Consider the following 23862-nt stretch of genomic DNA (forward strand, 5'->3'; position numbering starts at 1 on the left):
ATCGACTCCGGGTTGAACACGAAACGTCAATACTCGCTCACGGAGGGCAAGATGAGCCTGGTCGGGGGAGGAGCCCCGTCGCCCTTCGGCTCCGTGAAGCCGCCGGAACGGGCCCCCGGAACGCGCCGCCGGGAAGCCGCCGGAAGGCCGCCGGAAGGCCGCCGGAACGGTGCCGGCGACTACCGAGCCGGTCCGCGTACGCCCCGGTCCGCCGCCCGCAGGTCCAGCACCGCCCACAGTCGGCGCCCGTCCTCCGCCATGTCCGTACCGCAACTGGTCGCGCCCAGCGCGGCCAGCCGCGGCAGTACGTCCGTACCCGACAGGGCCAGGTCCGCGCGGTGGCTGAGGACCACGACCAGCGCCTGCCCGTCCTGATCCGCCAGATGGACGCTCAGCCGCCGGCCGCCGTCGGACAGGGCGGCCTCCACCAGCAGCGTCACCGCCTCGCCGACCAGGCGCTCGGACCCCGTACGCCCCGGTCCCGGTCCCGGCCCCGTACAGCCCCAGTCGCGCAGCCGGTCCAGCACCTGCGTCCGGGCGCGGCCGACCGACCACGGCTGGGCCTCCAGCGTCCAGTTGGCCCCCCGGCGGTTCGCCATGGTCACCGCCCGCCGGCTCGTCCTGGCGACCGTGCCCGTCGCGGAACGCGGCTTCGTGTCCGGACTCGGACGCGGCGGCTGCGCCGGACTCTTCGGCGGCGGAGGGGTCTTCGGCGGGTAGTCGGGCTGGTGACCGGCGTCCGGCGACGGTGACGGCATGGCGGCTCCCGGGCGAAGGGGGGAGGGACGTGCGAGGCCCCTCATCGTAGGACCGCGCCCATCCGTTACCGGCCGGTTCTGGCCGGTACGCCCTTCGCGTGGGCGACTTTCGGCGACTGTCGCGCGGGGCGTGGCGACGAACGCGCCGCGCGACGCAAAAGGCGGGAGCCCCTCGTGGAACGGCCGGGGTTCATTGGCCCGGGCGCACGCGGAACCATTCGAACTCCGCCTCGCCGCCCCGCGCGCCGGCCGAGTTCCCCGCTGTGTCGCCTGCCGGGTCGTCTGCCGCGTCGCCTGCCGCCTCGCGGGTCGTGCCGACGGCCTCCGGCCCGGTGGCGAAGAGGCCCACGGTCGCGCCGATCCACTTCCCCGCGGTCGCGGTGAACGGCGTACCGAGCGGAGCGAATCCCCGGCCGTCCGCGTCCGCCGCGAACTGGCACACCGCCCCGGGGCCCACGCTCACCCGCAGTCGTACCGCCGCCTTTCCCCTCCCCAACAGCACTGGGCGGGCGGCCTCCGTCTCGGCGGCGTCGGCCGCCGCGGTGCGGTACGTCAGAACGATCCGGTCGCCGTCGTGGCGGAGGCCCGCCCAGGCGTACGTCCCGCCCAAGACGACCAGCCCGGCACGGGCCCCGGCGGTGGTGGTGGACAGCGTCACCGAGGTCGTCGCGGTGAAGGTCTCCGCGGGAAACCGCTGACCCAGCACATTGGGCAGCAGCCGGAGGTCATGGGTGACGGGGCTCGGCCGGCAGGCCAGCGCCAGCCGACCCGGGAACCGGCGCAGGGACCACCAGGACGGGTCGGTGTTCGCCTGCCAGATCCACTGCCGCCCGAGTTCCGGACCGGTGAACTCGTCGCTCGTGGCCGGCGCGGTCACCCTCACCCGGGCGTCGACGCGCGGCTTGGCGTGCACCGGCACCGGGGTGCCCCGGCCGCTGCCGTCGTCGGCGCCCATCACCGGCCAGCCGTCCGTACGCCAGCGCATCGGCTGGAGGTGCACCACCCGCCCGTAGGCCTCTCGGTCCTGGAAGTGCAGGAACCAGTCCTCACCGCCCGCCGTACTCACCCAGGCCCCCTGGTGCGGCCCGTTGACGGGGCTGTCACCCTGGGCGAGCACGACACGGTCCTCGTACGGGCCCCAGACCGAGCGGGAACGGAACGCCGACTGCCAGCCGTGGGCGACGCCCCCGGCCGGAGCGAAGATCCAGTACCAGCCGTCCCGCTTGTACAGTTTCGGGCCTTCGAGCGTGGTGTAGCCGGGCAGTTCGTCGCCGTTGACCACGACTTCGCCCTCGTCGAGCAACCGCGTGCCGTCCGGGCTCATACGGTGCAGGGTCAGCCGGTTGTTGATGCCGCTCCGGCTCTTGGCCCAGGCGTGGACCAGGTAGGCCCGCCCGTCGTCGTCCCACAGCGGGCACGGGTCGATCAGACCCTTGCCCAGCTTGACCGGGTGGGGCCTGCTCCACGGTCCACTCGGGTCGGTGGCGGTCACCACGAAGATCCCGAAGTCCGGGTCCGGATAGAAGATCCAGAACGTGCCGTCGTGGTGGCGCAGCGCCGGGGCCCACACCCCGCCGCCGTGCCGAGGGGTGCTGAAGTGGTCCTTGGGCTCCAGCTCGGTCAGGGCGTGCCCGATGACGCTCCAGTTGACCAGGTCGGCCGAGCGCAGGACCGGCAGTCCGGGGACGCGGTTGAACGAGGAGGCGACCAGGTAGAAGTACGCGCCCACCCGAACCGCGTCGGGATCGGACCAGTCGGCGTTGAGCACCGGGTTCCGGTAGCGGCCGTCCCCGAGGTCCGCCACCCACGGGAGCCGCTGCCGAGCCGAGGCCGCCTCGCTCCCGGCGTCCCCGCCGAGTGCCCCGGCCGGTGCCGCCGGCCCGCCGGACCCCGGTGGCGCCGAGGCGTGGGCGGTACCACCGACGCCGCCGAGCACCGCCGATCCGGCCGCCGCCGCACCGAGGCCGGCCCGCAGTACCTGCCTGCGACTGTGCTCGTTCATCTGGTCTCCTCCGCGTCTCGGATCGGGGTGCGGGGCGCACTGGTGTGCCGGGCGCACCACGGCAGGCTCGCCGCGGTGCGCCCGGCGCTACAGCCTGGTGTCCTACGGTCAGGCGCCGATGGCCGCCTGGGGACCGGCGCCCTTGCCGACCAGGGACGGGACCTGGGCGGCGGCGTCCAGCGTGTAGGAGTAGTGGTCGCGGGGGCTGAACGTCGTACCGCCGGTCTGCTGGCGGCCTGTGCACCCGTTCAGGATGCTGCCGGTCTGCGTCAGTGAGGCGGTGGAGTCCCGGTAGTAGGGGTCCTTGACCTTGTCGAAGTAGCCGTTCTCGATGACGGTCCTGGACGAACCCCGCGAGTAGTTGCCGTAACCGGCCACGTTCTGCATGTAGTTGTTGTAGAGGTGGGCGTAGGCGACGTTGTCGATGCTGGGGTTGCGGGAGTTGGTGCCGCGGATCCAGTTGTGGTGGATGGTGATCCGGGCGGTGACGTTGTCGGTCCAGCCGATACCGAAGGACTTGTTGCCCTCGTTGAGGATGTTCCAGGACACGGTGAGGTTGGTGGTGTCCTTACGGCTGTCGATCAGGCCGTCGTTCATCCGCTCGATGCGGTTGTGGTCGATCCAGATGTGGTCCGCGGTGTCCATCTGGATGCCGTCGTAGTCGTAGGCCTTGTCGTCCGGGTCGTCGTCGGGCATCCGGGTGTCGCGGATCGTGAGGTTGCGGATGATGACGTTGCGGACGCCGGTGCCGAGGAAGAACCCGCCGCCCACGATCTGGCCCTGGGTGCCGACGCCGATGATCGTCTTGTCCGAGGTGACGCGGATCTCGTGGCCGAAGGGGCTGACGCTGATGGCGGCGGCGACCTTGATGACGTACGGGGTGGCGGCGGTGGCGTAGCGGTTGAGGTCGGCGAACGTGGTGACCGTGACCGTGGCCCCGGCGGCGCCGCCCGTCGTACCGCCATTGGTGGCCGCGAACCCCTCGGGCCCGTCCGCCCAGGCCGCGGCCGTACCGACGGCGGTCTCCGCGCCCGATGGCGGGGCCAGGGCCGGGCCGGCCGCCAGGGGCGCGGGCGCGCCGTACGCGGGGGCGCCCGCCAGCAGGCCGCAGAGGGCCACCACGAGCGCCACGAGTAACGAGCGGGGTCGCGTTGCGCTTCTCTCGGTCATGGATCGTCTCCAGACATGGTGTGGGGGGCGGAGTACCGGACCGGCATCCTGACCGGGGGAGCCCAGGACCTTGCGAAATTTTCGTTCATCCCGGTCCGCTAGTAAGCGCTTGCCGAGAACGTAGGACTCGCTGCTATGCCCGTCAAGAGCCCGGAGGCGAGCGAATCCGAGCGAATCACGGCGCAGCCGTGCGCGCGAAAATTTCGAAGCCGCTGGCTAGAATCGCCCCATGCCCTCAGCGGATTCAGGAAGGGGGCCGTTGACCAGCGCGGAGATCGCCCGGCAGGCCGGGGTCTCGCTGTCGACGGTCTCCAAGGTGGTCAACGGGCGCGCGGACGTCGGAGCCGAGACCCGCGCCCGCATCGAGGACGTCATCCGCCGGCACGGGTACCGGTGGCAGAAGCAGCGGGTCACCGGGCGCGCGGCCCTGCTGGAACTGGTTTTCCGTCAAGTACGGGACGCCTACGCCATCCAGATCATCAACGGTGTGCAACAGGTGGCGCGAGACAACCATCTCGCCGTCGTGCTCTCCGAGTTGCACGGCCGTCACACGCCGGGGCGGGGCTGGGTCGAGGACGTGCTGGCCCGTCGCCCGACCGGCGTCATCGCGGTGTTCGCCGGTCTCACCGACGCCCAAAGCGCCCAACTACGCGGCCGGGACGTCCCGTTCGTCCTCGTCGACCCCGGCGGCGAACCGGCCCACGCCGCCCCGTCGGTCGGGGCGACCAACTGGAACGGCGGACTGGCGGCCACCCGCCACCTCCTGGAACTCGGGCACCGCCGCATCGCGGTCGTCACCGGCCCGGCACACTCCCTGGCCGCCCGCGCCCGGCTCGACGGCTACCGCACCGCGATGGAGACGGCGGGCGTACCCGTGGACCCAGTGCTCGTCCGCGTAGGCAACTTCCGGCACGAGGACGGCCTGACGCACACCCGCGCCTTGCTCCGCCTGCCGGACCCGCCCACCGCCGTGTTCGCCTGCAACGACGCCCAGGCCCAGGGCGCGTACCTGGCCGCCGCCGAAGCCGGCCTGCGCATCCCGGCCGACCTGAGCGTCGTCGGCTTCGACGACCTTCCGCCGGCCCGCTGGACCGTCCCGCCACTGACCACGGTCCGCCAGCCCCTCACCGAGATGGCCGCCACCGCCGCCACCATGATCGTCACCCTCTCGCAGGGCACCCCACTGCCCCAGCACCGCGTCGAGCTCGCGACCGAACTCGTCGTCAGAAACAGTACGGCGCCGCCGCGCTGACGGGCGAACGGCGCGATTCTGTGACGCGGGGTCCGGTCAGGGCCGTCGTCCTGGTGCGGCCGGTAGATCAGTCTTGAGCGGTGGCCGGGTTTGTAGCAGGTCAGCGCACCGATTGATATCGGTCTGCGGGAACGGCCTCGCACCCGCACCACCGGGGTCCGGCCGCGTGGTGACCCGGTCCTGGCCTGCGGCGGCGTCATGGAGAACCCGGCTTCGTCCTCGAAATGGATACCGGCTAATCATCAGGAAGATCTGCGCGTTGCCGTATGCGTGCGTGAGGCAATCGCATGACACGGTGGACAAGTTGAAGTCAACAGGCTTGAACGCGTACAACAAGAAAACAGGGCCCCCGGGACCGCCCAGAATAGGGTAGCACCCTGAGCTGCCAGGAGGCCCTGCCCTCAGTCGTGCGCGTACCGCCGAAAGGCCACCCGATCAGGAGCTCTGTTCGACTTGTACGTTCCATGATCTGTTGAGACGCGGCTTCTCAGGAAAAAGCCATTACGTAGGCCCCCAGCCCGGCCCGACGCAGTTGTATTCTTTCTTGGTTGACACGTCGAAGTCGCAGAGCTCATAGGAGACGAAGAGGTTTTCTTCGAAGCTCTTGTTCACACTGGTCCAGACCCCCGGACCGCGGTCGCTGTAGATCACTCCACGACGCCAACTACCGTTGAGCGTCTGGTGACTCCATCTGATGGCGATGGGAACGTGGTCGTCGTAGTCGTCCAGCAGGTAGAACCATTCGCCGTACCCATCGAAGCAGGCCTTGCCGTCCCAGTCGATGACTGCGCAATAGCCGTCATCCGGAACGGTAGAACTCAGGCCGGCGCGCTGCAAACCGTCCGCCGCAGAAGCCGGCGATGGTGTGACCCCCAGAACGAGCGCGGAAGCAAACACCCCGCTCGCAAGAAATTTTCGAATACGCAACTCTTCTTATCCCTCTCCACTGGCCGTGAATCTCTGTTTCGCCCGTTGGTCGGGCCAGATAGAGAGTGTCGAGATGGAAGAGTGCGGGCAAGTAGGTGAGCTGTCCGGGACAGGTTGCTAGTTGTCCGGCCTGGTAGGAGGCCTGTCCGGATGTGTATCCGAAGGCTTGTCCGACGCTTCGTGGCTGAGCTTGTAGCCCCAGGGCGGCCGCGACACGGAGTATTACGTCGCCGGCGTGGTCAAGGTGCTGGCCGCGTTGTCGTCCACGTGCGCAAGTCACTCGCGCGACACAGCGGACAGCGGAAGTTGCCGGCGCGGTCGCGATCAACAGCGACAACAGGGCCTCCCGGCGTCGGTCGGTTCGGATTCGCGTGTCCGGTCTATCGAGAGGCCCTGACCTCGGGCTGTCCGTCCTCGATCAGGCGGCTCAAACGGCCCAGGAGTACGGGCTGAGTCACCAGCTGCGCAGCATCGAGGGCATCCGAAAGGGCCAGCAAGGATGAGCCAGGGAGTGCCAGTGCCGGAGCACCAGCAGCGCCAGATCACCGACGAGCAGTTCCACGACGCGACGCTGATCTGGAAGTACCACCATATGGGCCACGAGCTGCGGCCCTGCTCGGCGGCGATCGGCCTGGGCAGCCACGACCTGGGCGTGGCCACCGCGGCCGCCGGCCTCTACCGCGCCGGTCTGTTCCCCGTCCTGGTCCTCAGCGGCGGCAACAGCCCCACCACCCGCGCTCGCTTCCCACGCGGCGAGGCCGTCCACTACCGCGAGCACGCCCTGAGCCTGGGCGTGCCGGACGAAGCGATTCTCGTGGAGCCGAAGGCCGCGAACACCGGGCAGAACATCACCTTCTCTCGCGAACTGCTGGTCGACGCAGGTGTCATGGTGGAATCGCTGCTGCTGATCTCCAAGCCGTACATGGAGCGCCGCTCGTACGCGACCTGTCGCAAGCTGTGGCCCGAGGCCGAGGTCGTATGCGCCTCCGAGCCGCTGGAGCTGGATGACTACATCAAGTCCATCGGCGACGAGAAGCTCGTCGTCGACATGCTCGTCGGGGACCTGCAACGGGTGATCGAGTACCCGAAGCTCGGCTTCGCCGTCGAGCAGGATGTACCGGGGGATGTGTATGACGCCTATGAGCGCCTCCTGGGCGCCGGGTTCGACAGCCGCCTCATCAGCACCTGAGCCACCTCTTGGCAGGAAGGCACCTCCAGGCGGCCGCCTGATGGTCCCCGCACGGGCCACGGGCCACGGGCATGAAAAAGGCGGAGCCCGAAAGCCCCGCCCAATCCGCAGGAAACGCCAGGTCAGGTCAGGGCCACACCAGGCAGTACGGCTGGTGCCCGTTCTCGTGCAGCCTCTTGGAGAAGTCCTGCCATTCGTGCAGCGAATGGTAAAGGCGGGGTGTTGACCTGGGATTTTCTTGCGTCATGCGCACTGGCCAACAAAAACTACTCTCGGTAGCTGTCGCTGGGCGGCGTCATTTCCTAGGTTTATATGCCCTGAATGTTCCCTCGCGCGGGTAGGCCATCAGTCGCAACTGCTGAAGGGCCGCCCACCTCGGGGGACACCCCGGTCACTGAGGCGACTTGATCAGGAGAGCTCCCTACTCGCCACGCCTTGTGCCTGCCAAGTGCTCGTGGAAGGCGATGAGGCACACACTTCAGTTCCCGTCGGCTCTCTCCCAATACTCGTACACGCCCGGCATACGGCTGGTGCGGCGGGCGCGCCCACGAGGTCGTGGTGCCACTCAAAGCAACCAGGCCGTCGGCATGGCCGCCACTGCCGGCCCCCAGCCGGGCCCGTGCCCTGTCTGCGGCCCAGATGCAGACGCCTGCCTCTTCCTCGGTTCTTCTGGCCGCCCTGTACGGAGACCCCCGCCGCCAAGTCGTCTTGCTCTCCCGGCACTTGCCCGACCTCGTGGAACGACTCGGCAACCCGCCGTGGTGGTTCATCCGCTTCCGCGACCCGGACCAGCACCTCCGCGTACGCATCGCCCTCCCCGACCCGGAAGCCTTCGCCGACACGGCCCGAACGGTGAGCGCCTGGGCCGACGAGCTACGAAGCATCGGCCTGCTGGCCGACCTGCGCTATCCCACCTCCTACCGGGAGATGGGCCGCTGGGGCTCCGGTACCGCATGGGAGGCAGCCGAGGAGGTGTTCCGGGCGGACTCGTGCGCCATCCTGGCCCAGCTCATGCAGCCACAGTGCCCCAGCCGGCGCACGCTGGTGGCGGCCCACACCGTCGCCATCGCCTCGGCGTTCCTCGGCAGCACCGCAGCCGGGATGCGGTGGCTGATCGACCACATCCCGCCGACAGCCCCCAAACCGGTTCCACGCCCGCAGTTCATCGACGCCGTACGGCTCGCCGACCCGCGAGACGACTGGGCGAGGCTACGCCAGGTCCCGGGCGGGGACGCCATCGTGTCGGCATGGGCCGATCGGGATATGGCGCTCGCCGCGTACCGGCCGCACCTGCCCGGCCCGGACACCCAGGGCATCGCCGCCGACGACGTCCTGACCTCCCTGCTGCACGTCCACTTCGTACGCCACGTCGCCGTGAACTTCCCGGAGGAAGAGGTATGCCTCTACCTGGCACGTGCCGCCGCCCTGGCCTGGACCGCCCGCACCAGGGGGAAGGCCTCGTGACCGCTCTCCCCGCACTCGGCCTGGTCGACGCCATCGCCGCCCGGCTCGCCGCCCCGGACACCGTGCCCCTCGGCTCCAGGCTGCTGTCCTCGAACCGGCAGCATCTTGCTTACGGCCCGCCCGGAATCGTGCTCCTGCACATCGAGCTGGCGGCTAACGGCCTCGGCCCGTGGCAGCGCGCCCACGACTGGCTCGCCGCAGCCGCCCGGCAGCCGCTCACCAGCGGCCCGGACAGCCACCCCTTTTACGGAGTGCCCGCCTTCGCCTACGCCATGACCTGTGCCGCCGACCACCTTTCCGGCTCCTACCAGCGCGCCCTCGACGCGATGGATGAACAGATCGCAGTCGACGTCGGACGCCGCCTCGACACCGCACACCGCCGCATCGACGCCGAGCGGCTGCCGCAGCTCGCAGAGTTCGACGCCATCCGGGGCCTCACCGGATACGGCGCCTACTTACTGCGCCGAAACCCCGGCAGCTCCACGATGCGTGCCGTTCTCGACTACTGCGTGCGCCTCACAGAACCGATCACCCACCTCGGCGAGACCCTGCCAGGCTGGTGGGCGGATACCGGGCCCTCGGGCAGCCCGGACGACCGATTCTCCGGCGGGCACGCCAACACCGGTATGGCGCACGGCATCGGCTGCGTGCTCGCGCTCCTGGCCCTCGCCGCTCGGAACGGCTTCCTCACCGACGGGCACCACGCAGCACTGCGCACCATCCTGGCCTGGCTGGACCGCTGGAAGGCCGACGGCGGCGGGGCTTGGCCGTACTGGGTCACTCGGGGCGAACTGCGCCAGGGGCGTCTCGGCTCGTCAGGCCCCAGACGGCCGTCCTGGTGCTACGGCACCGCCGGCCTCGCCCGCGCCCAGCAACTTGCCGCGCTGGCCCTCGGCGATGCCAGCCGCCAGATTGACGCGGAGAACGCGCTCGTGGCTGCCCTCACCGATCTCGAGCAGCTGAAGGCCACGACGGACAACGGCCTCTGCCACGGGTTCGCCGGCCTCGCCCACACGGCCGCGCGTACGGCCGACGACGCCCACCCCTCGACCGCGGGGAAACTTCGAGCCGCGATCCCGGCCCTCCTGGCTGCGGTCATTCCACCGGGCACTGTCCCCGAACTCATGGCCACGGCGCTCATTCAGGACGAGAACGGCGGCCCCGGCTTACTCGATGGCGCCGCCGGCATAGCCCTGGCCCTCCTGGCGCCCAGCACCGCCGCACCACCCCGGTCCGCCTGGGACGCCTGCCTCCTCATCGCTTGATCCACCGACCAAAGGACCTCTATGCCGCCCGACCGCTGGCAGCAGTACAACATCACCTTCGTCGACCGCGAGAGCGCCCGGCGCGCCATCGCCGAACGCCTCCGCCCCGCCCTGATCGAGGCCGAGGCCGACGGGCAGCTCACTGGCTGGTGGTTCTTGAACAAGCAGCCTTGGCCGTTGCGTTACCTCGCGGACAAGCCCTCACCAGCCATTGAGTCGCTGCTGAGCGATCTCATCGGCGACGGCGTGGCTGTGTCGTGCCTGCCCTGCGTCTACGAGCCCGAGACCGACGCATTCGGTGGCCCGGAGGCCATGGCCGCGGCCCACGAACTGTTCCACAGCGACTCTCGCCACCTGCTCGCCTACCAGCCGAGCCCGATGCATTTGGGACGCCGGGAGACCACCGTCGTGCTTGCGAGCGTCATGATGCGCGGCGCCGGACTCGACTGGTTCGAACAGGGCGACGTATGGGCGAAGGTCGCGGCCCTTCGACCGGCCACCGCTCCACCACAACCCGAACGAGCCGCCGAACTGGCCCCGGCCATGCGGAAGCTCATGACCGCCGACGCCCACAGCCTCTGCCTCCCGGATGGCCCGCTCGACGCGCACGAGGAATGGGTGACCGCTTTCGAACGGGCCGGAGCCACGCTCGCCGACCTCGCAGACTGCGGCGCCCTCACCCGTGGCCTGCGAGCGGTCATCGCCCACCACGTGATCTTCCACGCCAACCGCGCCGGTCTCCTCCGGGACGACCAGAGTGCCCTGTCCCACATCGCACGAGAGGTAGTCATGGGAACGAGTGACCACACCGAGTCGCCCACCGACGCAACGACCGAGATCGATAGCGTCAGCGCGGTGAACACCGACACGATCACCACCCCCACGGCGGACGCCGAGCGCCTTCGTAACGCCCTCGTCGACCAGCTCCGTGCGGACGGACACGCCCGCGCCACTGCCGTCGAGACCGCGTTGCGGACCGTGCCCCGCCACGTGTTCGTGCCCGAGGCGTCACTCGAAGACGCCTACGCCAACGCACCCGTACACATCAAGTACAACACCGACGGCACGTCCATCTCCTGCGCCTCCCAGCCAGGCGTCGTCGCCCTCATGCTGGACCAGCTCGACGCCCGGCCCGGCGAGCGCATCCTCGAACTCGGTGCCGGCACCGGCTACAACGCCGGTCTGCTCGCCCACCTGGTTGGCGAGAACGGACACGTGACCACCCTTGATGTCGACGACGACCTCGTGGAGGGTGCCCGCACGCACCTCGCCGCCGCCGGAATCACCAACGTCGAGGCCGTGACCCGCGGTGGGGCCCTCGGCTACGCCGAAGCAGCGCCGTACGACCGGATCATCGCCACCGTCGGCGCGCACGGAGTACCGCACGCCTGGCTGCAGCAGCTCGCACCTGGCGGTCGGCTCCTCGTCCCCCAGCGCCTCAAGGGCACCGTCTCCCGCTCCATCGCCTACGAGCAGCGCGACGGCCGGTGGGTGTCCCTCGGCAGCGAGATGAACACCTTCATGCCGCTTCGGCGGGGCATCGCTGACGACGACCGCCGAGTGATCCCTCTCAGCACGGACGGCGCCGTACGACTCCAGGCCCCCGCCGGGCTCAACATCGACGCCGACGCCCTCGCGGGCGTACTTGACCAGCCGCGCACCGAGGAGTGGACCGGTATGACGGTCCGCGCCATGGAGTCGCCGGAGTGGATGGAACTGTTCGTCACCTGCTCCCTGCCCTCCGGTCTGATCCGGATGCTGTTCCCTCAGAGCGCCAAGGGCACTCTCCTCACCGAGGACCCCTACCCCTCGTCGACCGCGGTTGTCGACAAGGGCGCAGTCACCTACCTCGCCCGGCGCCTTTCGAAGAAGAAGACCCCCGAGGGTGGCAAGCTCTGGGAATTCGGCGTCGTCGGCCACGGCTCCGGCAGCGATGAGCTGGCCGCGAGGGTCGCCGATGCCATCCGCACCTGGGACCGCGACTACCGCGACCGTGAGGTCAGGTTCGAGATCCAGCCTCTCGACGCCCCCGAGATCGAGCAGCGCCCCGGTCTCTTCACTCTCGAGACCCCGGTGAACCGCATCATCGTCGACTGGCGGTGACGTCCCACGTGCAGCGGACGGTGCCCGCCGACCTACGGCCGACAGGCACCGTCACCTCAGCAGTTATCGCTCACGCCCGGGGGACCCATGGACCCGCACGGACCCACAGCCCAGCGCTTCCCGCTCGTAGCCCGATTCCGGCCCGCCTGTCTGCCCCTACCCGAGCGTGTGCGCGGTCTCGTCGACCTGGCCGACACTGCGGTGAACAAGACCGACCAAGGGCTCGCGTCGGCCGTTTACAACCAGGCCGCGCTCATCGCCTCCGACCTCGGTCTACCCGACCTCGCGCGCGAGATGCGCCACCAGCACGCCGCCGCCTACCTCGACGCCTGCCCCCTCCCCGGCATGAGCGCGATCCGAGGGTTGGAACCGGCCGTCAACCTGGCCCGCCTCCAGATCCGCGCCGGCCGCGCAGATGAGGGCCGTCGGCGACTGCTCGACCTGTACGAGGCCGTCGAAAAGGGCACGGCTGCCCGGTTCGGCGGCATCGTGGTACCGGCGCACCTCACCGCGACCGACGAGGACCACCACGAGGTCCGCGCATGGCTGTGGCGCGTGCTCCTCGCCGACGGCACGCGCACTCTCACCACCATGGGACGCTGGGCCGAGGCGCTGACGCACATTGAAGCTCACCGCGGCGTAGGCAAGCGGATGCTCGATGGGCGCCAAGTCGCCGTACTCGCCGCTCTCCTTGCGAATGACGTGGCAGGGGCCACTGAGCTCCTCGCCGACACGATGCCGGGCGACCCGTGGGAGCAGGCCGTCACGGCATGCCTGACCGTCCTGTGCCGACGCGACGCCGGGCAGCCGGTGAACGGCCACCTGGCGGACCTGGTGACGGTCTACTCCGAGCGGCAGGCCGAACCTGGGATGACTGTCTTCGACATCCGGCTCGGTCTAACCGTCCTGGACGCCCTCGACTCCGCTGATTCGCCCGCCGCGCACCGCATCGTCGCGGACCTCCACCGCAGAACGATGGACGCCGAAGACGGCTACGCGGCCCGCGAGATCCTCGCGAATCCTCTGTTCGCCGCACTTGCCACAGACCGGCAAGGTCATGACTGCCACGCTCTGTTGCGCGCCTGCGCTCTTGGCACAGGGGCCATCCCCGAGGAGCTGGGGGTGCAACTGGCCGCTGCTCTGCGCGTCGGCGACGGCGTGATTCGGAAGAGCCTCGGGCACGCACGTGCCCGCGACGTGTCCTGACCGCCCGACGGTCACTGTCGATGCCCGGCGAGGCGGCAAGGCGCGAAGCCCGCCCCGACCGACAACGTCATCTAACGCCTCGACTCAGGGCCACACCAGGCAGTACGGCTGGTGGCCGTTCTCGTGCAGCCTCTTGGAGAAGTCCTGCCATTCGTGCAGCAGTTGGTACACGTTGTACGCGTCCCTCGGGCCGCCCCTGTCCGGGACCGTCGACCAGATGAACGCAGCCGCGCCCACCGACTCCTCGCCGACGCCGCGCAGCGGGTCGACGACCGTCATGGGGAGCTTGACCACCGCGTAATCCGGGTGCAGGACGACCAGTTCGAGCGGCGGGACCTTGTGCAGCGGCATTCCCTGAATTCCCGTCAGGACCATCGCCGCTATCGTCTCGGGCTTGATCTTCGTGAACATGCCGCCCATGCCGAGCTCGTCGCCGCCCAGCTCCTCCGGGCGCATGGAAATCGGTACGCGGGCGGCCGTCGCGCCGTCGGGCGCGCCGAAGTATTTGTAGGTCACCCCCACCCGGCCACCACTCCTGATCTCCGGTACCTCCTCGGACCGCTCCGAGCCCGAGGATTCCGAGGAGCGCCCCCGCGCATCGCGCTCGCCACGACGGTGCTTCCCCCGCCTGGCCGGCTCCGGACCCAGGCCGTCGGTCCCCTCACCCAGTCCGCCACCGCGATGCATATCTCCACCCGACCACTCGCAGCCATGGCCGCGCAACCCGATCATCGTGACAGTGACCTCCCCCACGAACGGCACGTGAAACACCAGCCCGCAAGAACGTCCGAACCTCTGCCACCATGGATTCTGTGAGCCATCCCTTTGACGCCCCAGTTTCGCAGACGCTTTTCGACCGCGCGGCCGTTGTGACGCCCGGCGGCGTGAACTCTCCCGTGCGCGCCTTCCGCGCCGTGGGCGGTACGCCCCGGTTCATGGTGTCCGGGCGCGGTCCGTACCTCACCGACGCGGACGGCCGCGAATACGTGGACCTCGTGTGTTCGTGGGGTCCGATGATTCTCGGTCACGCCCATCCCCAGGTCATCGAGGCCGTCCAGGCCGCGGTCGCGCGGGGTACGTCCTTCGGTACGCCCGGTGAGGGCGAGGTCGCGCTCGCCGAGGAGATCGTGGCCCGGGTGGCGCCCGTCGAGCAGGTGCGGCTCGTGTCGTCCGGGACCGAGGCGACCATGTCCGCCATCCGGCTGGCCAGGGGTTTCACCGGGCGCGCGAAGGTCGTGAAGTTCGCCGGCTGCTACCACGGACACGTCGACGCGCTGCTGGCCGCGGCCGGCTCCGGGGTCGCCACCTTCGGGCTGCCGGACACGCCCGGGGTGACCGGGGCGCAGGCGGGGGACACGATCGTGCTGCCGTACAACGACCTCGACGCCGTACGGACGGCCTTCGCCGCGCACCCCGGCGAGATCGCCTGCGTGATCACGGAGGCGTCACCGGGCAACATGGGCGTCGTGCCGCCGCGCCACGGGTTCAACGCCGGGCTCAAGGAGCTGTGCGCTGCCGACGGCGCGCTCTACATCTCCGACGAGGTCATGACCGGGTTCCGTACGTCGAAGGCCGGCTGGTACGGGATCGACGGAGTCGTACCCGATCTGATGACGTTCGGAAAGGTCATGGGCGGCGGCTTCCCCGCCGCCGCGTTCGGCGGGCGCGCCGACGTCATGGGCCGGCTCGCCCCGGCGGGCCCGGTCTACCAGGCGGGCACGCTCTCCGGGAACCCGGTCGCCACGGCCGCGGGCCTCGCGCAGCTGCGGCTGCTCGGGGACGCGGAGTACGCGAAGGTCGACGCCGTCTCGCGCCAGGTCCAGGCGCTGGTGAGCGAGGCGCTCGACAAGGAGGGCGTCGCCCACCGCGTCCAGACGGCGAGCAACATGTTCTCCGTCTTCTTCACCGACGACGAGGTCCACGACTACGAGGACGCGAAGCGGCAGGAGTCCTTCCGTTTCACCCCGTTCTTCCACTCGATGCTGGCCGACGGCGTCTACCTGCCGCCGTCCTCCTTCGAGTCCTGGTTCGTCTCCACCGCGCACGACGACCGCGCGATCGAGCGGATCGCCGCGGCCCTGCCCGCCGCGGCCCGCGCCGCCGCCGAAGCCACCGAACCGGAGAGTGCCGCGTGAGCGAGAACGAAGAGAGGGACGCGAACAAGGACGTGGAGAGGGACGAGAAGAGCGACCTGACCGTCGTCCACCTCATGCGCCACGGGGAGGTCCACAACCCGGACGGCGTTCTCTACGGCCGCAGGCCCGGCTATCACCTCTCCGACCTGGGCCGGAAGATGGCTGACCGGGTCGCCGAGCATCTCGCGGAGCGCGACATCACCCATGTCGTCGCCTCCCCGCTGGAGCGCGCCCAGGAGACCGCGTCCCCCATCGCCCAGGCGCACGGGCTGGCCCTCGCCACCGACGGCCGGCTGATCGAGGCGGCCAACGTCTTCGAGGGCAGGAACTTCGGCGTCGGCGACGGCGCGCTGCGCCGGCCGGCCAACTGGAAGCACCTGACGAATCCCTTCCGGCCGTCCTGGGGCGAGCCGTACGTGGAGCAGGTCGTACGGATGCTCGCCGCCCTGAACGCCGCGCGGGACGCCGCCCGCGGGCACGAGGCGGTCTGCGTCAGCCACCAGCTGCCGATCTGGATCGTGCGCAGTTTCGTGGAGCGGCGCCGGCTCTGGCACGATCCGCGCCGGCGGGAGTGCACGCTCGCCTCGTTGACGACCTTCACCTACCGGGGGGACAGGATCATCTCCGTCGGCTACTCCGAGCCCGCGCGCGATCTCGTCCCCGCCCATCTCCTGGCCGGAGCCAGGCCGGTGAAGGGCGGTACGAAGGCGTACGGGGCCTGAGCGGCGGCCGCTTGCCCCTTGCCCCTTGCCCCTCGCGCTACGCGCGTCGCCCGCCGACGTAGGCCGACGCCCGACGCCCCACCCGGTATGCGCGTTGCCCGCAGCCTGATATGCACCGCTTGGCGCTTGGCGCGTAACGCGTTGTGTCCGGCGTCCGACACTTTCCGTCACAGCCGCTGTTACGCAAGTAAAGGCAATTAAAAGTTCGTCAATTGCTGGAACCCCACCCGCACGTGTCACCCTCTTCCGTGCTGCCGATCGTACGCACGTATGAACGGCCGACGAAGTAACGAGCGCGGATGGGAACGGTAATGCGCGACATCAGCCGACGGGGTCTGCTCGGAGCCGGAATGGGGGCCGCCGCCGCGATGGGGCTCGCGGCGTGCGGCTCCGACAGCGGTAAGCCGCATCTCCCCGGCGGAGCGGGCGACGGGGGGAAGAACGGCAATGGAAAGAACGGCAATGGAAAGAACGGCGGCGAAGGTCCGGGGAAGAACGTCCGGCCCATAGGCGACGGGTCCACGGCGCACACCGGAAAGCAGCCGCACCAGCCGCCCGAGCCCGTTCCCCTGGAGCCCGGTCAGACGCCGCCGCAGTTCGTCGTCTTCTCCTGGGACGGCGCGGGCGAGGTCGGCAACGGTCTCTTCCCGCGTTTCCTGGACCTCGCCAAGGACCACGGCGCGGCCATGACCTTCTTCCTCTCCGGGATCTACCTGCTGCCCGAGTCGAAGAAGACGCTCTACCGCCCGCCGAACAACCCGGTCGGCGCCTCCGACATCGGCTATCTCACCGACGACCACGTCAAGGCCACCCTGGAGAACGTGCGCCGGGCCTGGCTGGACGGCCACGAGATAGGCACCCACTTCAACGGCCACTTCTGCGCCGGCTCCGGTTCCGGGGCCAACTGGACCCCCGAGCAGTGGCGCAGCGAGATAGACCAGGCCGTGTCCTTCGTCACCGAGTGGCGTACGAATACGGGCTGGAAGGACCTCGAACCGCTGCCCTTCGACTACCGCAAGGAGTTGACAGGCGGCCGGACCCCGTGCCTGCTCGGGCAGGAGAACCTGCTGCCGACCGCGAAGAAGCTCGGCTGGCGTTACGACGCCAGTTCCCCGGGTGGCCACCAGATGTGGCCGGAGCAGAAGCAGGGAATATGGGACCTGCCGCTCCAGGGAATGCCTTTCCCCGGCCACAGCTTCGAAGTCCTTTCGATGGACTACAACATACTCGCCAACCAGTCGCAGAATTCGACCAAGGGTCCCCCCGCGAATTACCCGGGCTGGCGCAAGCAGGCCACGGAGGCGTACCTCGGCGGTTTCAACCGGGCGTACGAGTCGAATCGCGCCCCCTTCTTCATCGGAAACCACTTCGAGGAGTGGAACGGCGGCATCTACATGGACGCCGTGGAAGAGGCGCTGAAGGGAATGGCGGGAAAGAAGGACGTGCGGCTGGTGTCCTTCCGGCAGTTCGTCGACTGGCTCGACGTCCAGGACCCCGCCGTTCTCACGAAGTTGCGCACCCTGCAGCCGGGACAGGCGCCGGCCGGCGGGTGGAACGCTTTCTTTAAGGCGGCTTGACAAGCAGCTTTAGCGCCCGTAACGGGCAAGCAGGGGGGTGGGCAAGATCCCTGAATCGCCCATGCGAAACTTTTCACATGAACTCAGGCCGCGCCCCCCGACGCCCGACCGGGCGCCGGCCCGTCCTGCCGACGGGCCGGCGCCTTCGTGCTGTGCAGCCCACGCCGCGCCGCCGTCCCCGCGGCGCGCTGCTGTCCGCCGCGGCCGTCGCCGTGTCCGCGCTGACGCTCTCCGCGTGCTCGGGCGGCGGCACGTCCGGCGGTGGCGGCGACACCAACTTCGTGACGAACACGGGTGGTATCTCCACCGTCGCCAAGGGTGAGCGCAAGCCCGTCAACACGATCGCGGGCGAGACCCTGGAGGGGGAGAAGCTCGACGTCGCAGACCTCAAGGGCAAGATCGTCGTGCTGAACGTCTGGGGTTCCTGGTGCGGTCCCTGCCGCGCCGAGGCCCCGCACTTCGCGAAGGTCTCCGAGGAGACGGAGGCCAAGGGGGTGGCGTTCGTCGGGATCAACACCCGCGATCCCAACAAGGGCCCCGCCCTCGCCTTCGAGGAGGACTACGGCGTCCGCTACCCGAGCCTGTACGACCCGACGGGCAAGCTGATCGTCACCGGCTTCCCCAAGGGCAACCTCAACCCGCAGGCCATCCCCTCCACGATCGTGCTGGACCGGGAAGGCAAGGTCGCGGCCCGCTCGCTGATGGCGCTGGACGAGACGAAGCTGCGCAAGATGATCGACCCGCTGATCGCGGAGAAGTGATCCCGTGCAGGCTCTCGCCGCGGCCCCCGGACTGCTCGCCGCGCCCTCCGACGCGTACGCCGCGCTCGCCGCGTCCCCCGACACGTACACCGCGCTCGCCGCGACCTCCGGCATGAACGAGACCGTCTACAGCGGGGCGCTGCTGCTCGCGCTGCCGATCGCGCTGCTCGGCGGGCTCGTCTCGTTCTTCTCGCCGTGTGTGCTGCCGCTCGTGCCCGGCTACCTCTCGTACGTCACCGGTGTCAGCGGCACCGACCTCGCGGACGCCCGGCGGGGCCGGATGGCGGCCGGCGCGGCCCTCTTCGTCCTCGGGTTCACCGTGGTCTTCGTCTCGGGCGGGGCCCTGTTCGGGTACTTCGGCGCGACGCTGCAGAGCTACCGGGACGTGGTGTCCAAGGTGCTCGGCGCGCTGATGATCCTCATGGGCGCGTTCTTCATGGGGCTGATGCCCTGGCTCACCCAGCGGGAGTTCCGCCTGCACAAGCGGCCGGTGACGGGCCTCGCGGGCGCGCCCCTGCTGGGCGCGCTGTTCGGAGTCGGCTGGACGCCCTGCCTGGGGCCGACCATCTCCGCCGTCAACACCCTCGCGCTCAGTCAGGGCAGCGCGGGGCGGGGGGCCATACTGACCGTGGCGTACTGCCTGGGCCTCGGGCTGCCGTTCGTCGTCGCGGCGGTGGCGTTCCGCAGGGCGCTCGGCGCCTTCGCCTGGGTCAAGAGGCACTACGCCTGGGTCATGCGGATCGGCGGCGTGATGATGATCCTGACCGGGCTGGCCCTGATCACCGGGGCCTGGGACCTGCTCGTACAGCAGACGCAGTCCTGGTCCGACGGCTTCACGGTGGGGATCTAGTGCCATGAACGAGGTGTTCGGCCCCTACGCCACCCACGAGCAAGAATTCCGCGAGTGATTCCATGAGCGAGACAGAGACCGACGAGACCACGGCCGCCGGTCAGAACACGGCCCCCGGCCCGGAGCGCCAGGGGGCTTCGGCCGGCCCGGGCGGTTCGGGGGCTTCGGCCGGTTCGGGCGACGATGCCGCCGCCGCCCGCCTGTCCACCGCCCCGCGCGAGGAGGGCGAGGACCGCGACGGGACGGTCGTCGGCGGCCCCACCCTCGGGATCATCGGCTGGCTGCGCTGGTTCTGGCGCCAGCTCACCTCCATGCGCGTGGCGCTGATCCTCCTCTTCCTGCTCTCCCTCGCCTCCATCCCCGGCTCGCTGATCCCGCAGGCCGGGATCGACGAGCTCAAGGTGCAGGAGTTCAAGGACCGGCACGAGACCCTCGCGTCGGTCTACGACAAGCTCCAGCTCTTCCACGTCTACAGCTCGGTGTGGTTCTCCGCGATCTACATCCTGCTGTTCGTCTCGCTGATCGGCTGTATCGTCCCGCGCACCTGGCAGTTCGTCGGCCAGCTGCGCTCCCGCCCGCCGCGCGCGCCCGGGCGGCTCGACCGGCTCCCCGCGTACACCACCTGGCGCACCGCCGCCGAGCCGGAGGCCGTCCGTGAGGCGGCGCGCGCGCTGCTGCGGAAGCGCCGGTTCCGCTCGCACGTCTCCGGTGACGCGGTCGCCGCGGAGAAGGGCTACCTCCGCGAGGCGGGGAACCTGATCTTCCATGTCGCGCTGATCGTGATGCTGATCGCGTTCGCCTGCGGACAACTGCTGAAGTCCGAGGGCGGCAAGCTGATCGTCGAGGGCGACGGCTTCGCCAACACGCTCCTCCAGTACGACGACTTCAAGTCCGGCTCGCTGTTCGACCCCGACGACCTCGAACCGTTCGCCTTCACCCTGGACAAATTCACGGGGACGTACGAGCGGACCGGACCGCAGCGGGGCACCCCGCGCACGTACAAGGCCGACCTCCGCTACACCGTCGGGGACGGCACGGAGGAGCGCAGGTCGGTCGTCGAGGTCAACAAGCCGTTGGTGATCGACAACACCAAGGTCTACCTGAACGCGCACGGGTACGCGCCGGTCGTCACCGTCCGGGACGGGCGCGGCAAGGTCGTCTACAACGGCGCGGTGCCGCTGCTGCCCGTCGACAACAACGTCTCGTCCACGGGCGCCATCAAGGTCATGGACGGATACCGCGACAAGAAGGGCGAACGGGACCAATTGGGCTTCGCGGCCTTCTTCGTGCCGACGTACGGTGGCAAGGGCTCGGGCCAGATGTTCTCCCAGTTCCCCGCGCTCGACTTCCCGGTGCTCAACGTGGGCGCTTACCACGGCAGCCTGGGCGTCGACTCCGGGCTGCCGCAGAACGTGTACCAGCTGGACACCCGCAAGATGAAGCCCTTCAAGGACGCGGACGGCAACGTCCTGAAGAAGACGCTGCTGCCAGGTGAGAAGCTCACGCTGCCGGACGGCGCCGGCTCGATCACCTTCGAGAAGGACGTCAAGGAGTGGGCGAGCTTCCAGATCACCGAACAGCCCGGTGACGGCTGGGCGCTGGCCGGCGCGATCGCCGCCATCGGCGGACTGGCCGCCTCGCTGTTCATCCAGCGGCGCCGGGTCTGGGTCAGGGCCGTACGGGGGGCCGACGGCGTGACCGTGGTCGAGATGGCCGGGCTCGGCCGCAGTGAGTCCGCGAAGCTCCCCGAGGAACTGGGCGAACTGGCCGCCGCCGTGCACGAGGAGGCGCCGACCGCGCCGAGCGACGCGCCGACCGCACCGGGCGACGCACCTGCCGCGTCGGGCGACGCGTCCACCGCGTCGGGCGACACTGAAGATTCCGCGGAGCCGGAGTCACCGAAGTCCGTGGCGTCGGCGGAGTCGCCGAAGTCCCCAGGGCCCCCGAAGTCCCCGGCCGAGTCCGCATCCGAGTCCCCGTCCGAGTCCCCGTCCGAGTCCGAGTCCGCAGAGAAGCCCGAAGCGAAGCCTGTCGAAGGGCCTGAGAAGTGAATCTCGCCGCCGCAGCAACCAACGAGAGCCTGGCGAACACCAGCAATGTGCTGATCTATTCGGCCATGGCCGTCTACCTGCTGGCCTTCTTCGCCCATATGGCGGAGTGGCTCTTCGGCAGCCGCAGCAAGGTCGCCCGCACGGCGGCCGCGCTGACGAGCGACCGTACGGGCACGGGGAAGGCGGCCGGTCCGGCCGCTGCCCGGGCGCGGGCCGACGGCGCCGAGGGCAAGGGCGGCACCGCCGTCCTGGACCGGCCGAAGGTCGTCACCCGCTCCGCGCCCGGCGCGCGCGACGTCCCGGACGGCCCCGGCGCGCACGGCGGGGACGAACAGGGCGACCTCTACGGCCGGATCGCCGTCTCCCTCATGGCCCTCGCCTGGGCCCTGGAGGCCGGTGGCGTCCTCACCCGCGCGCTGTCCGTGCGGCGGGCGCCTTGGGGCAACATGTACGAGTTCAACATCACGATCACCACCGTGGTCGTCGGCGTGTACCTCGTACTGCTCGCGCTGAGGAAGAACGTCCGGTGGCTGGGCCTGCCGCTGGTGCTCACGGTCCTGCTCGACCTCGGACTCGCGGTCACCGTCCTCTACACCGCGAGCGCCCAGCTCGTGCCCGCCCTCCACTCGTACTGGCTGTGGATCCACGTCTCCACGGCCATCTTCTGCGGCGCGGTCTTCTACGTCGGCGCGGTCGCCACCCTGCTCTACCTCTTCCGGGAGCGGTACGAGACCAAGCTGGCCGCCGGCCTGACACCCGGCAGGTTCGCCACCTCCGTCATGGAACGGCTGCCGGCCTCCATGACGCTCGACAAGTTCGCGTACCGCGTCAACGCCGCCGTCTTCCCGCTGTGGACGTTCACGATCATCGCGGGCGCGATCTGGGCCGGCGACGCCTGGGGCCGCTACTGGGGCTGGGACCCCAAGGAGGTCTGGTCGTTCATCACCTGGGTCGCGTTCGCCGCCTACCTGCACGCCCGTGCCACGGCCGGCTGGAAGGGCCGCAAGGCCGCCTACCTGGCGCTGATCGCCTTCGGCTGCTGGCTGTTCAACTACTACGGCGTCAACATCTTCGTGACCGGCAAGCACTCGTACGCCGGCGTGTGACAACAAGAGGGGGCGTGCGCCCGCGTACACCCTCTTCATGCGAAAGTGCCCCGCACGGACTTGACTCCGTGCGGGGCATCGGTGTATTCGACGAAGATTCGCCGATGATGCTGTGGAGGTGCGATGGGGGGTGTGCGCGCCCTCGGCTGAGCGGCCGACGGCGATGGGGCCCGACGGCGGTGGTGGGAGGCCCGGAGGACGGGCGGCGTGCGGATCGAGCCACGGCACCGTGCCAGTTCCGTTCCCGAGCAGAGGCCGTACGTGCGCCGGGCCCCCGAGAGTCATCATTGCACAATGCAAAGGATTATGAACTGCCTTTACATAAAGCCCACTTGACGGCCTTGCGGCTACTCGGAGGTCTACTTCGGTGTCACGGCCTTCTCGACGTCCGCGAGGGTCGAGCCGTCGACCAGCCCGGTGTCCTCCAGGACCTCCATGTGGTCCAGGACGGTCTGGTTGGCCTGCCGCGCGTGGCGCCGGATCAGGTCGTTCTGCGTGGCCGCCCTGACCTCGCCGATGGTGGCGAAGATCTTGCCGTGCGAGGCACGCAGGACGTTGGCGAACATGCGGTCGAACTCGGCCCCCTTGGCGTTCTCCAGGTTCGTGACCCACTCCTGCTGCTCGGGGGTGGCCTCGTCGGGCAGGTCGACCCCGAGGATCCGGGCGTCCTCGCGTACCAGCTGGTCGAGCTTGCTGTGCCCGTCGAGCAGGTGCAGCCCGGCGCGCTTGACCTGCTCGCTGGACGCCTGCGTCTGGGCGAGCTTGCCGGCCGGGATCTCCCACAGTCCGGCCTGCCGGACCGCGACGAGGAACGTCTTGTCCACCTCGGTCACCGGCTGGGGTCCTGACGCCGCCTGACCCTCCGCCGCGTCGGTCCGGCCGGAAGCCGCGTGCCCCGCGTTCCCGCTGTCGTGGTCGCTGTTGGGCTGGTAGGGCGCGTTCGCGGCGACCGGCCCCGCGCTCGCCTCGCCCTGGTCGTTCTGTACGAAGACCGTCACGGCCACGGCCGCGACGACGGCGGTCGCGAGGGCCACGACCGCCCGCATGGAGATCCTCGACTGTTCTGCGCGTCGATTCGTGCGCATGACGCCTCCCGGTTGAGCAGTGAAAGTCCTTCGGGTCGTCGGGAGCGGAACAATGCGGCTGGCACGGCGCGCAGAGAGGAATACGGACGCGGCCGCCCGGGCGTTCACCGTGAGTCAGGCGCGGTGAACCCGCACACCCTGAGCCACACCCCGGGCGCACACCGGGCCCGCGCCGGGCGGACCCGTCAGGTGGACCACGCCAGGAGGACCCGTCAGAAGGAGAACACGGTCGGGAGGCC

At 69.8% G+C, this 23862-nt stretch carries 19 protein-coding genes and 2 pseudogenes; 14 read left to right on the forward strand and 7 right to left on the reverse strand.

All coding sequences use genetic code 11. The features are described 5' to 3' along the window. Positions 1-179 precede the first annotated feature (179 nt). Complete coding sequence (locus IG02_RS42515; RefSeq protein WP_234314598.1) at positions 180-599, reverse strand: hypothetical protein; 420 nt, start codon at positions 597-599, stop codon at positions 180-182. On the opposite strand from IG02_RS42515, the gene IG02_RS43400 reads away from it, so the two are divergent. Then, complete coding sequence (locus tag IG02_RS43400; protein ID WP_267958487.1) at positions 598-720, forward strand: hypothetical protein; 123 nt, start codon at positions 598-600, stop codon at positions 718-720. The genes IG02_RS42515 and IG02_RS43400 overlap by 2 nt on opposite strands. Before the next feature lie 228 nt (positions 721-948). Here the strand turns inward: IG02_RS43400 and IG02_RS0104170 are convergent, their stop codons facing one another. After that, positions 949-2760 carry a glycoside hydrolase 43 family protein gene (locus IG02_RS0104170; RefSeq protein ID WP_234314599.1) on the reverse strand — a complete coding sequence of 604 codons (1812 nt, stop codon included), beginning with the start codon at positions 2758-2760 and terminating at the stop codon, positions 949-951. A 108-nt stretch (positions 2761-2868) separates the two neighbouring features. After that, complete coding sequence (locus IG02_RS0104175) at positions 2869-3930, reverse strand: pectate lyase family protein (RefSeq protein ID WP_030741973.1); 1062 nt, start codon at positions 3928-3930, stop codon at positions 2869-2871. A gap of 229 nt (positions 3931-4159) precedes the next feature. On the opposite strand from IG02_RS0104175, the gene IG02_RS0104185 reads away from it, so the two are divergent. After that, on the forward strand, positions 4160-5182 hold the full coding sequence (locus IG02_RS0104185) for a LacI family DNA-binding transcriptional regulator (protein ID WP_030741974.1): 1023 nt from the start codon (positions 4160-4162) through the stop codon (positions 5180-5182). Positions 5183-5232: 50 nt separating this feature from the next. On the opposite strand, the pseudogene IG02_RS42520 reads toward IG02_RS0104185, so the two are convergent. Continuing rightward, positions 5233-5418 (reverse strand): annotated as a pseudogene (locus tag IG02_RS42520) (IS630 family transposase); the annotation flags it as partial. A gap of 265 nt (positions 5419-5683) precedes the next feature. Then, a complete protein-coding gene (locus IG02_RS0104190) occupies positions 5684-6109 on the reverse strand; it encodes a hypothetical protein (protein ID WP_158712234.1) in 426 nt (141 codons plus the stop codon). Positions 6110-6608: 499 nt separating this feature from the next. Between IG02_RS0104190 and IG02_RS0104195 the strand changes: the two genes are divergently transcribed. From IG02_RS0104195 to IG02_RS0104215, 5 genes and pseudogenes are all read left to right on the forward strand, one after another. Further along, a complete protein-coding gene (locus IG02_RS0104195) occupies positions 6609-7298 on the forward strand; it encodes a YdcF family protein (RefSeq protein ID WP_030741976.1) in 690 nt (229 codons plus the stop codon). A gap of 519 nt (positions 7299-7817) precedes the next feature. Next, positions 7818-8762, forward strand: a pseudogene (locus IG02_RS0104200) (thiopeptide-type bacteriocin biosynthesis protein); the annotation flags it as partial. Further along, positions 8759-10027, forward strand: coding sequence for a lanthionine synthetase C family protein (locus IG02_RS0104205; protein WP_030741980.1), 1269 nt, complete (start codon positions 8759-8761; stop codon positions 10025-10027). The pseudogene IG02_RS0104200 and the gene IG02_RS0104205, both read left to right, overlap by 4 nt. A 21-nt stretch (positions 10028-10048) precedes the next feature. Then, the gene (gene fxlM / locus IG02_RS0104210) at positions 10049-12130 is read left to right on the forward strand and encodes a methyltransferase, FxLD system (RefSeq protein WP_030741982.1); all 2082 of its coding nucleotides are present in this window, start codon (positions 10049-10051) and stop codon (positions 12128-12130) included. Between the two features lie 87 nt (positions 12131-12217). Then, positions 12218-13336 (forward strand): hypothetical protein, encoded by a 1119-nt coding sequence (locus IG02_RS0104215; protein ID WP_030741984.1) that lies wholly within the window; start codon positions 12218-12220, stop codon positions 13334-13336. An 84-nt stretch (positions 13337-13420) separates the two neighbouring features. Here IG02_RS0104215 and IG02_RS0104220 read toward each other — a convergent pair whose 3' ends face one another. Then, positions 13421-14023, reverse strand: a complete 603-nt coding sequence (locus IG02_RS0104220) for a hypothetical protein (RefSeq protein WP_078854187.1) — start codon at positions 14021-14023, stop codon at positions 13421-13423. Positions 14024-14139: 116 nt separating this feature from the next. Between IG02_RS0104220 and hemL the strand changes: the two genes are divergently transcribed. The 7 genes from hemL (at position 14140) to ccsB (ending at position 22538) form a co-directional block, all read left to right on the forward strand. Next, on the forward strand, positions 14140-15471 hold the full coding sequence (gene hemL, locus IG02_RS0104225; protein WP_078854188.1) for a glutamate-1-semialdehyde 2,1-aminomutase: 1332 nt from the start codon (positions 14140-14142) through the stop codon (positions 15469-15471). 74 nt (positions 15472-15545) lie between these two features. Next, complete coding sequence (locus IG02_RS0104230; RefSeq protein ID WP_051764478.1) at positions 15546-16193, forward strand: histidine phosphatase family protein; 648 nt, start codon at positions 15546-15548, stop codon at positions 16191-16193. 311 nt (positions 16194-16504) lie between these two features. After that, positions 16505-17770: a hypothetical protein gene (locus tag IG02_RS0104235; RefSeq protein ID WP_030741995.1), complete on the forward strand. Its 1266-nt coding sequence runs from the start codon at positions 16505-16507 to the stop codon at positions 17768-17770. Between the two features lie 77 nt (positions 17771-17847). Continuing rightward, positions 17848-18531, forward strand: coding sequence for a TlpA family protein disulfide reductase (locus tag IG02_RS0104240; protein ID WP_078854189.1), 684 nt, complete (start codon positions 17848-17850; stop codon positions 18529-18531). A 112-nt stretch (positions 18532-18643) separates the two neighbouring features. Next, positions 18644-19381 carry a cytochrome c biogenesis CcdA family protein gene (locus IG02_RS0104245; protein ID WP_030742000.1) on the forward strand — a complete coding sequence of 246 codons (738 nt, stop codon included), beginning with the start codon at positions 18644-18646 and terminating at the stop codon, positions 19379-19381. 62 nt (positions 19382-19443) lie between these two features. Continuing rightward, positions 19444-21432, forward strand: a complete 1989-nt coding sequence (resB, locus tag IG02_RS0104250; protein ID WP_030742001.1) for a cytochrome c biogenesis protein ResB — start codon at positions 19444-19446, stop codon at positions 21430-21432. A gap of 65 nt (positions 21433-21497) precedes the next feature. Then, a complete protein-coding gene (gene ccsB, locus IG02_RS0104255) occupies positions 21498-22538 on the forward strand; it encodes a c-type cytochrome biogenesis protein CcsB (RefSeq protein WP_078854216.1) in 1041 nt (346 codons plus the stop codon). Positions 22539-22897: 359 nt separating this feature from the next. On the opposite strand, the gene IG02_RS0104260 is transcribed toward ccsB, so the two are convergent. Beyond that, positions 22898-23623, reverse strand: coding sequence for a DUF4142 domain-containing protein (locus IG02_RS0104260; RefSeq protein ID WP_107055531.1), 726 nt, complete (start codon positions 23621-23623; stop codon positions 22898-22900). Positions 23624-23862: the final 239 nt, after the last annotated feature.

It is taken from the genome of Streptomyces sp. NRRL F-5135 (assembly GCF_000719775.1).
In the GTDB taxonomy this organism is placed as follows: Bacteria; Actinomycetota; Actinomycetes; order Streptomycetales; family Streptomycetaceae; genus Streptomyces; species Streptomyces hebeiensis.

Coding starts and splice junctions, on each gene's coding strand:
- IG02_RS0104185 (WP_030741974.1), top strand. CDS start 4,160: ATGCCCTCAGCGGATTCAGGAAGGGGGCCGTTGACCAGCGCGGAGATC.
- IG02_RS0104245 (WP_030742000.1), top strand. CDS start 18,644: ATGAACGAGACCGTCTACAGCGGGGCGCTGCTGCTCGCGCTGCCGATC.
- IG02_RS0104175 (WP_030741973.1), bottom strand. CDS start 3,930: ATGACCGAGAGAAGCGCAACGCGACCCCGCTCGTTACTCGTGGCGCTC.
- IG02_RS0104260 (WP_107055531.1), bottom strand. CDS start 23,623: ATGCGCACGAATCGACGCGCAGAACAGTCGAGGATCTCCATGCGGGCG.
- IG02_RS0104215 (WP_030741984.1), top strand. CDS start 12,218: ATGGACCCGCACGGACCCACAGCCCAGCGCTTCCCGCTCGTAGCCCGA.
- fxlM (WP_030741982.1), top strand. CDS start 10,049: ATGCCGCCCGACCGCTGGCAGCAGTACAACATCACCTTCGTCGACCGC.
- hemL (WP_078854188.1), top strand. CDS start 14,140: ATGGATTCTGTGAGCCATCCCTTTGACGCCCCAGTTTCGCAGACGCTT.
- IG02_RS0104220 (WP_078854187.1), bottom strand. CDS start 14,023: ATGCATCGCGGTGGCGGACTGGGTGAGGGGACCGACGGCCTGGGTCCG.
- IG02_RS0104170 (WP_234314599.1), bottom strand. CDS start 2,760: ATGAACGAGCACAGTCGCAGGCAGGTACTGCGGGCCGGCCTCGGTGCG.
- IG02_RS0104230 (WP_051764478.1), top strand. CDS start 15,546: ATGCGCCACGGGGAGGTCCACAACCCGGACGGCGTTCTCTACGGCCGC.
- IG02_RS42515 (WP_234314598.1), bottom strand. CDS start 599: ATGGCGAACCGCCGGGGGGCCAACTGGACGCTGGAGGCCCAGCCGTGG.
- ccsB (WP_078854216.1), top strand. CDS start 21,498: ATGGCCGTCTACCTGCTGGCCTTCTTCGCCCATATGGCGGAGTGGCTC.
- IG02_RS43400 (WP_267958487.1), top strand. CDS start 598: ATGGTCACCGCCCGCCGGCTCGTCCTGGCGACCGTGCCCGTCGCGGAA.
- resB (WP_030742001.1), top strand. CDS start 19,444: ATGAGCGAGACAGAGACCGACGAGACCACGGCCGCCGGTCAGAACACG.
- IG02_RS0104235 (WP_030741995.1), top strand. CDS start 16,505: ATGCGCGACATCAGCCGACGGGGTCTGCTCGGAGCCGGAATGGGGGCC.
- IG02_RS0104195 (WP_030741976.1), top strand. CDS start 6,609: ATGAGCCAGGGAGTGCCAGTGCCGGAGCACCAGCAGCGCCAGATCACC.
- IG02_RS0104240 (WP_078854189.1), top strand. CDS start 17,848: ATGAACTCAGGCCGCGCCCCCCGACGCCCGACCGGGCGCCGGCCCGTC.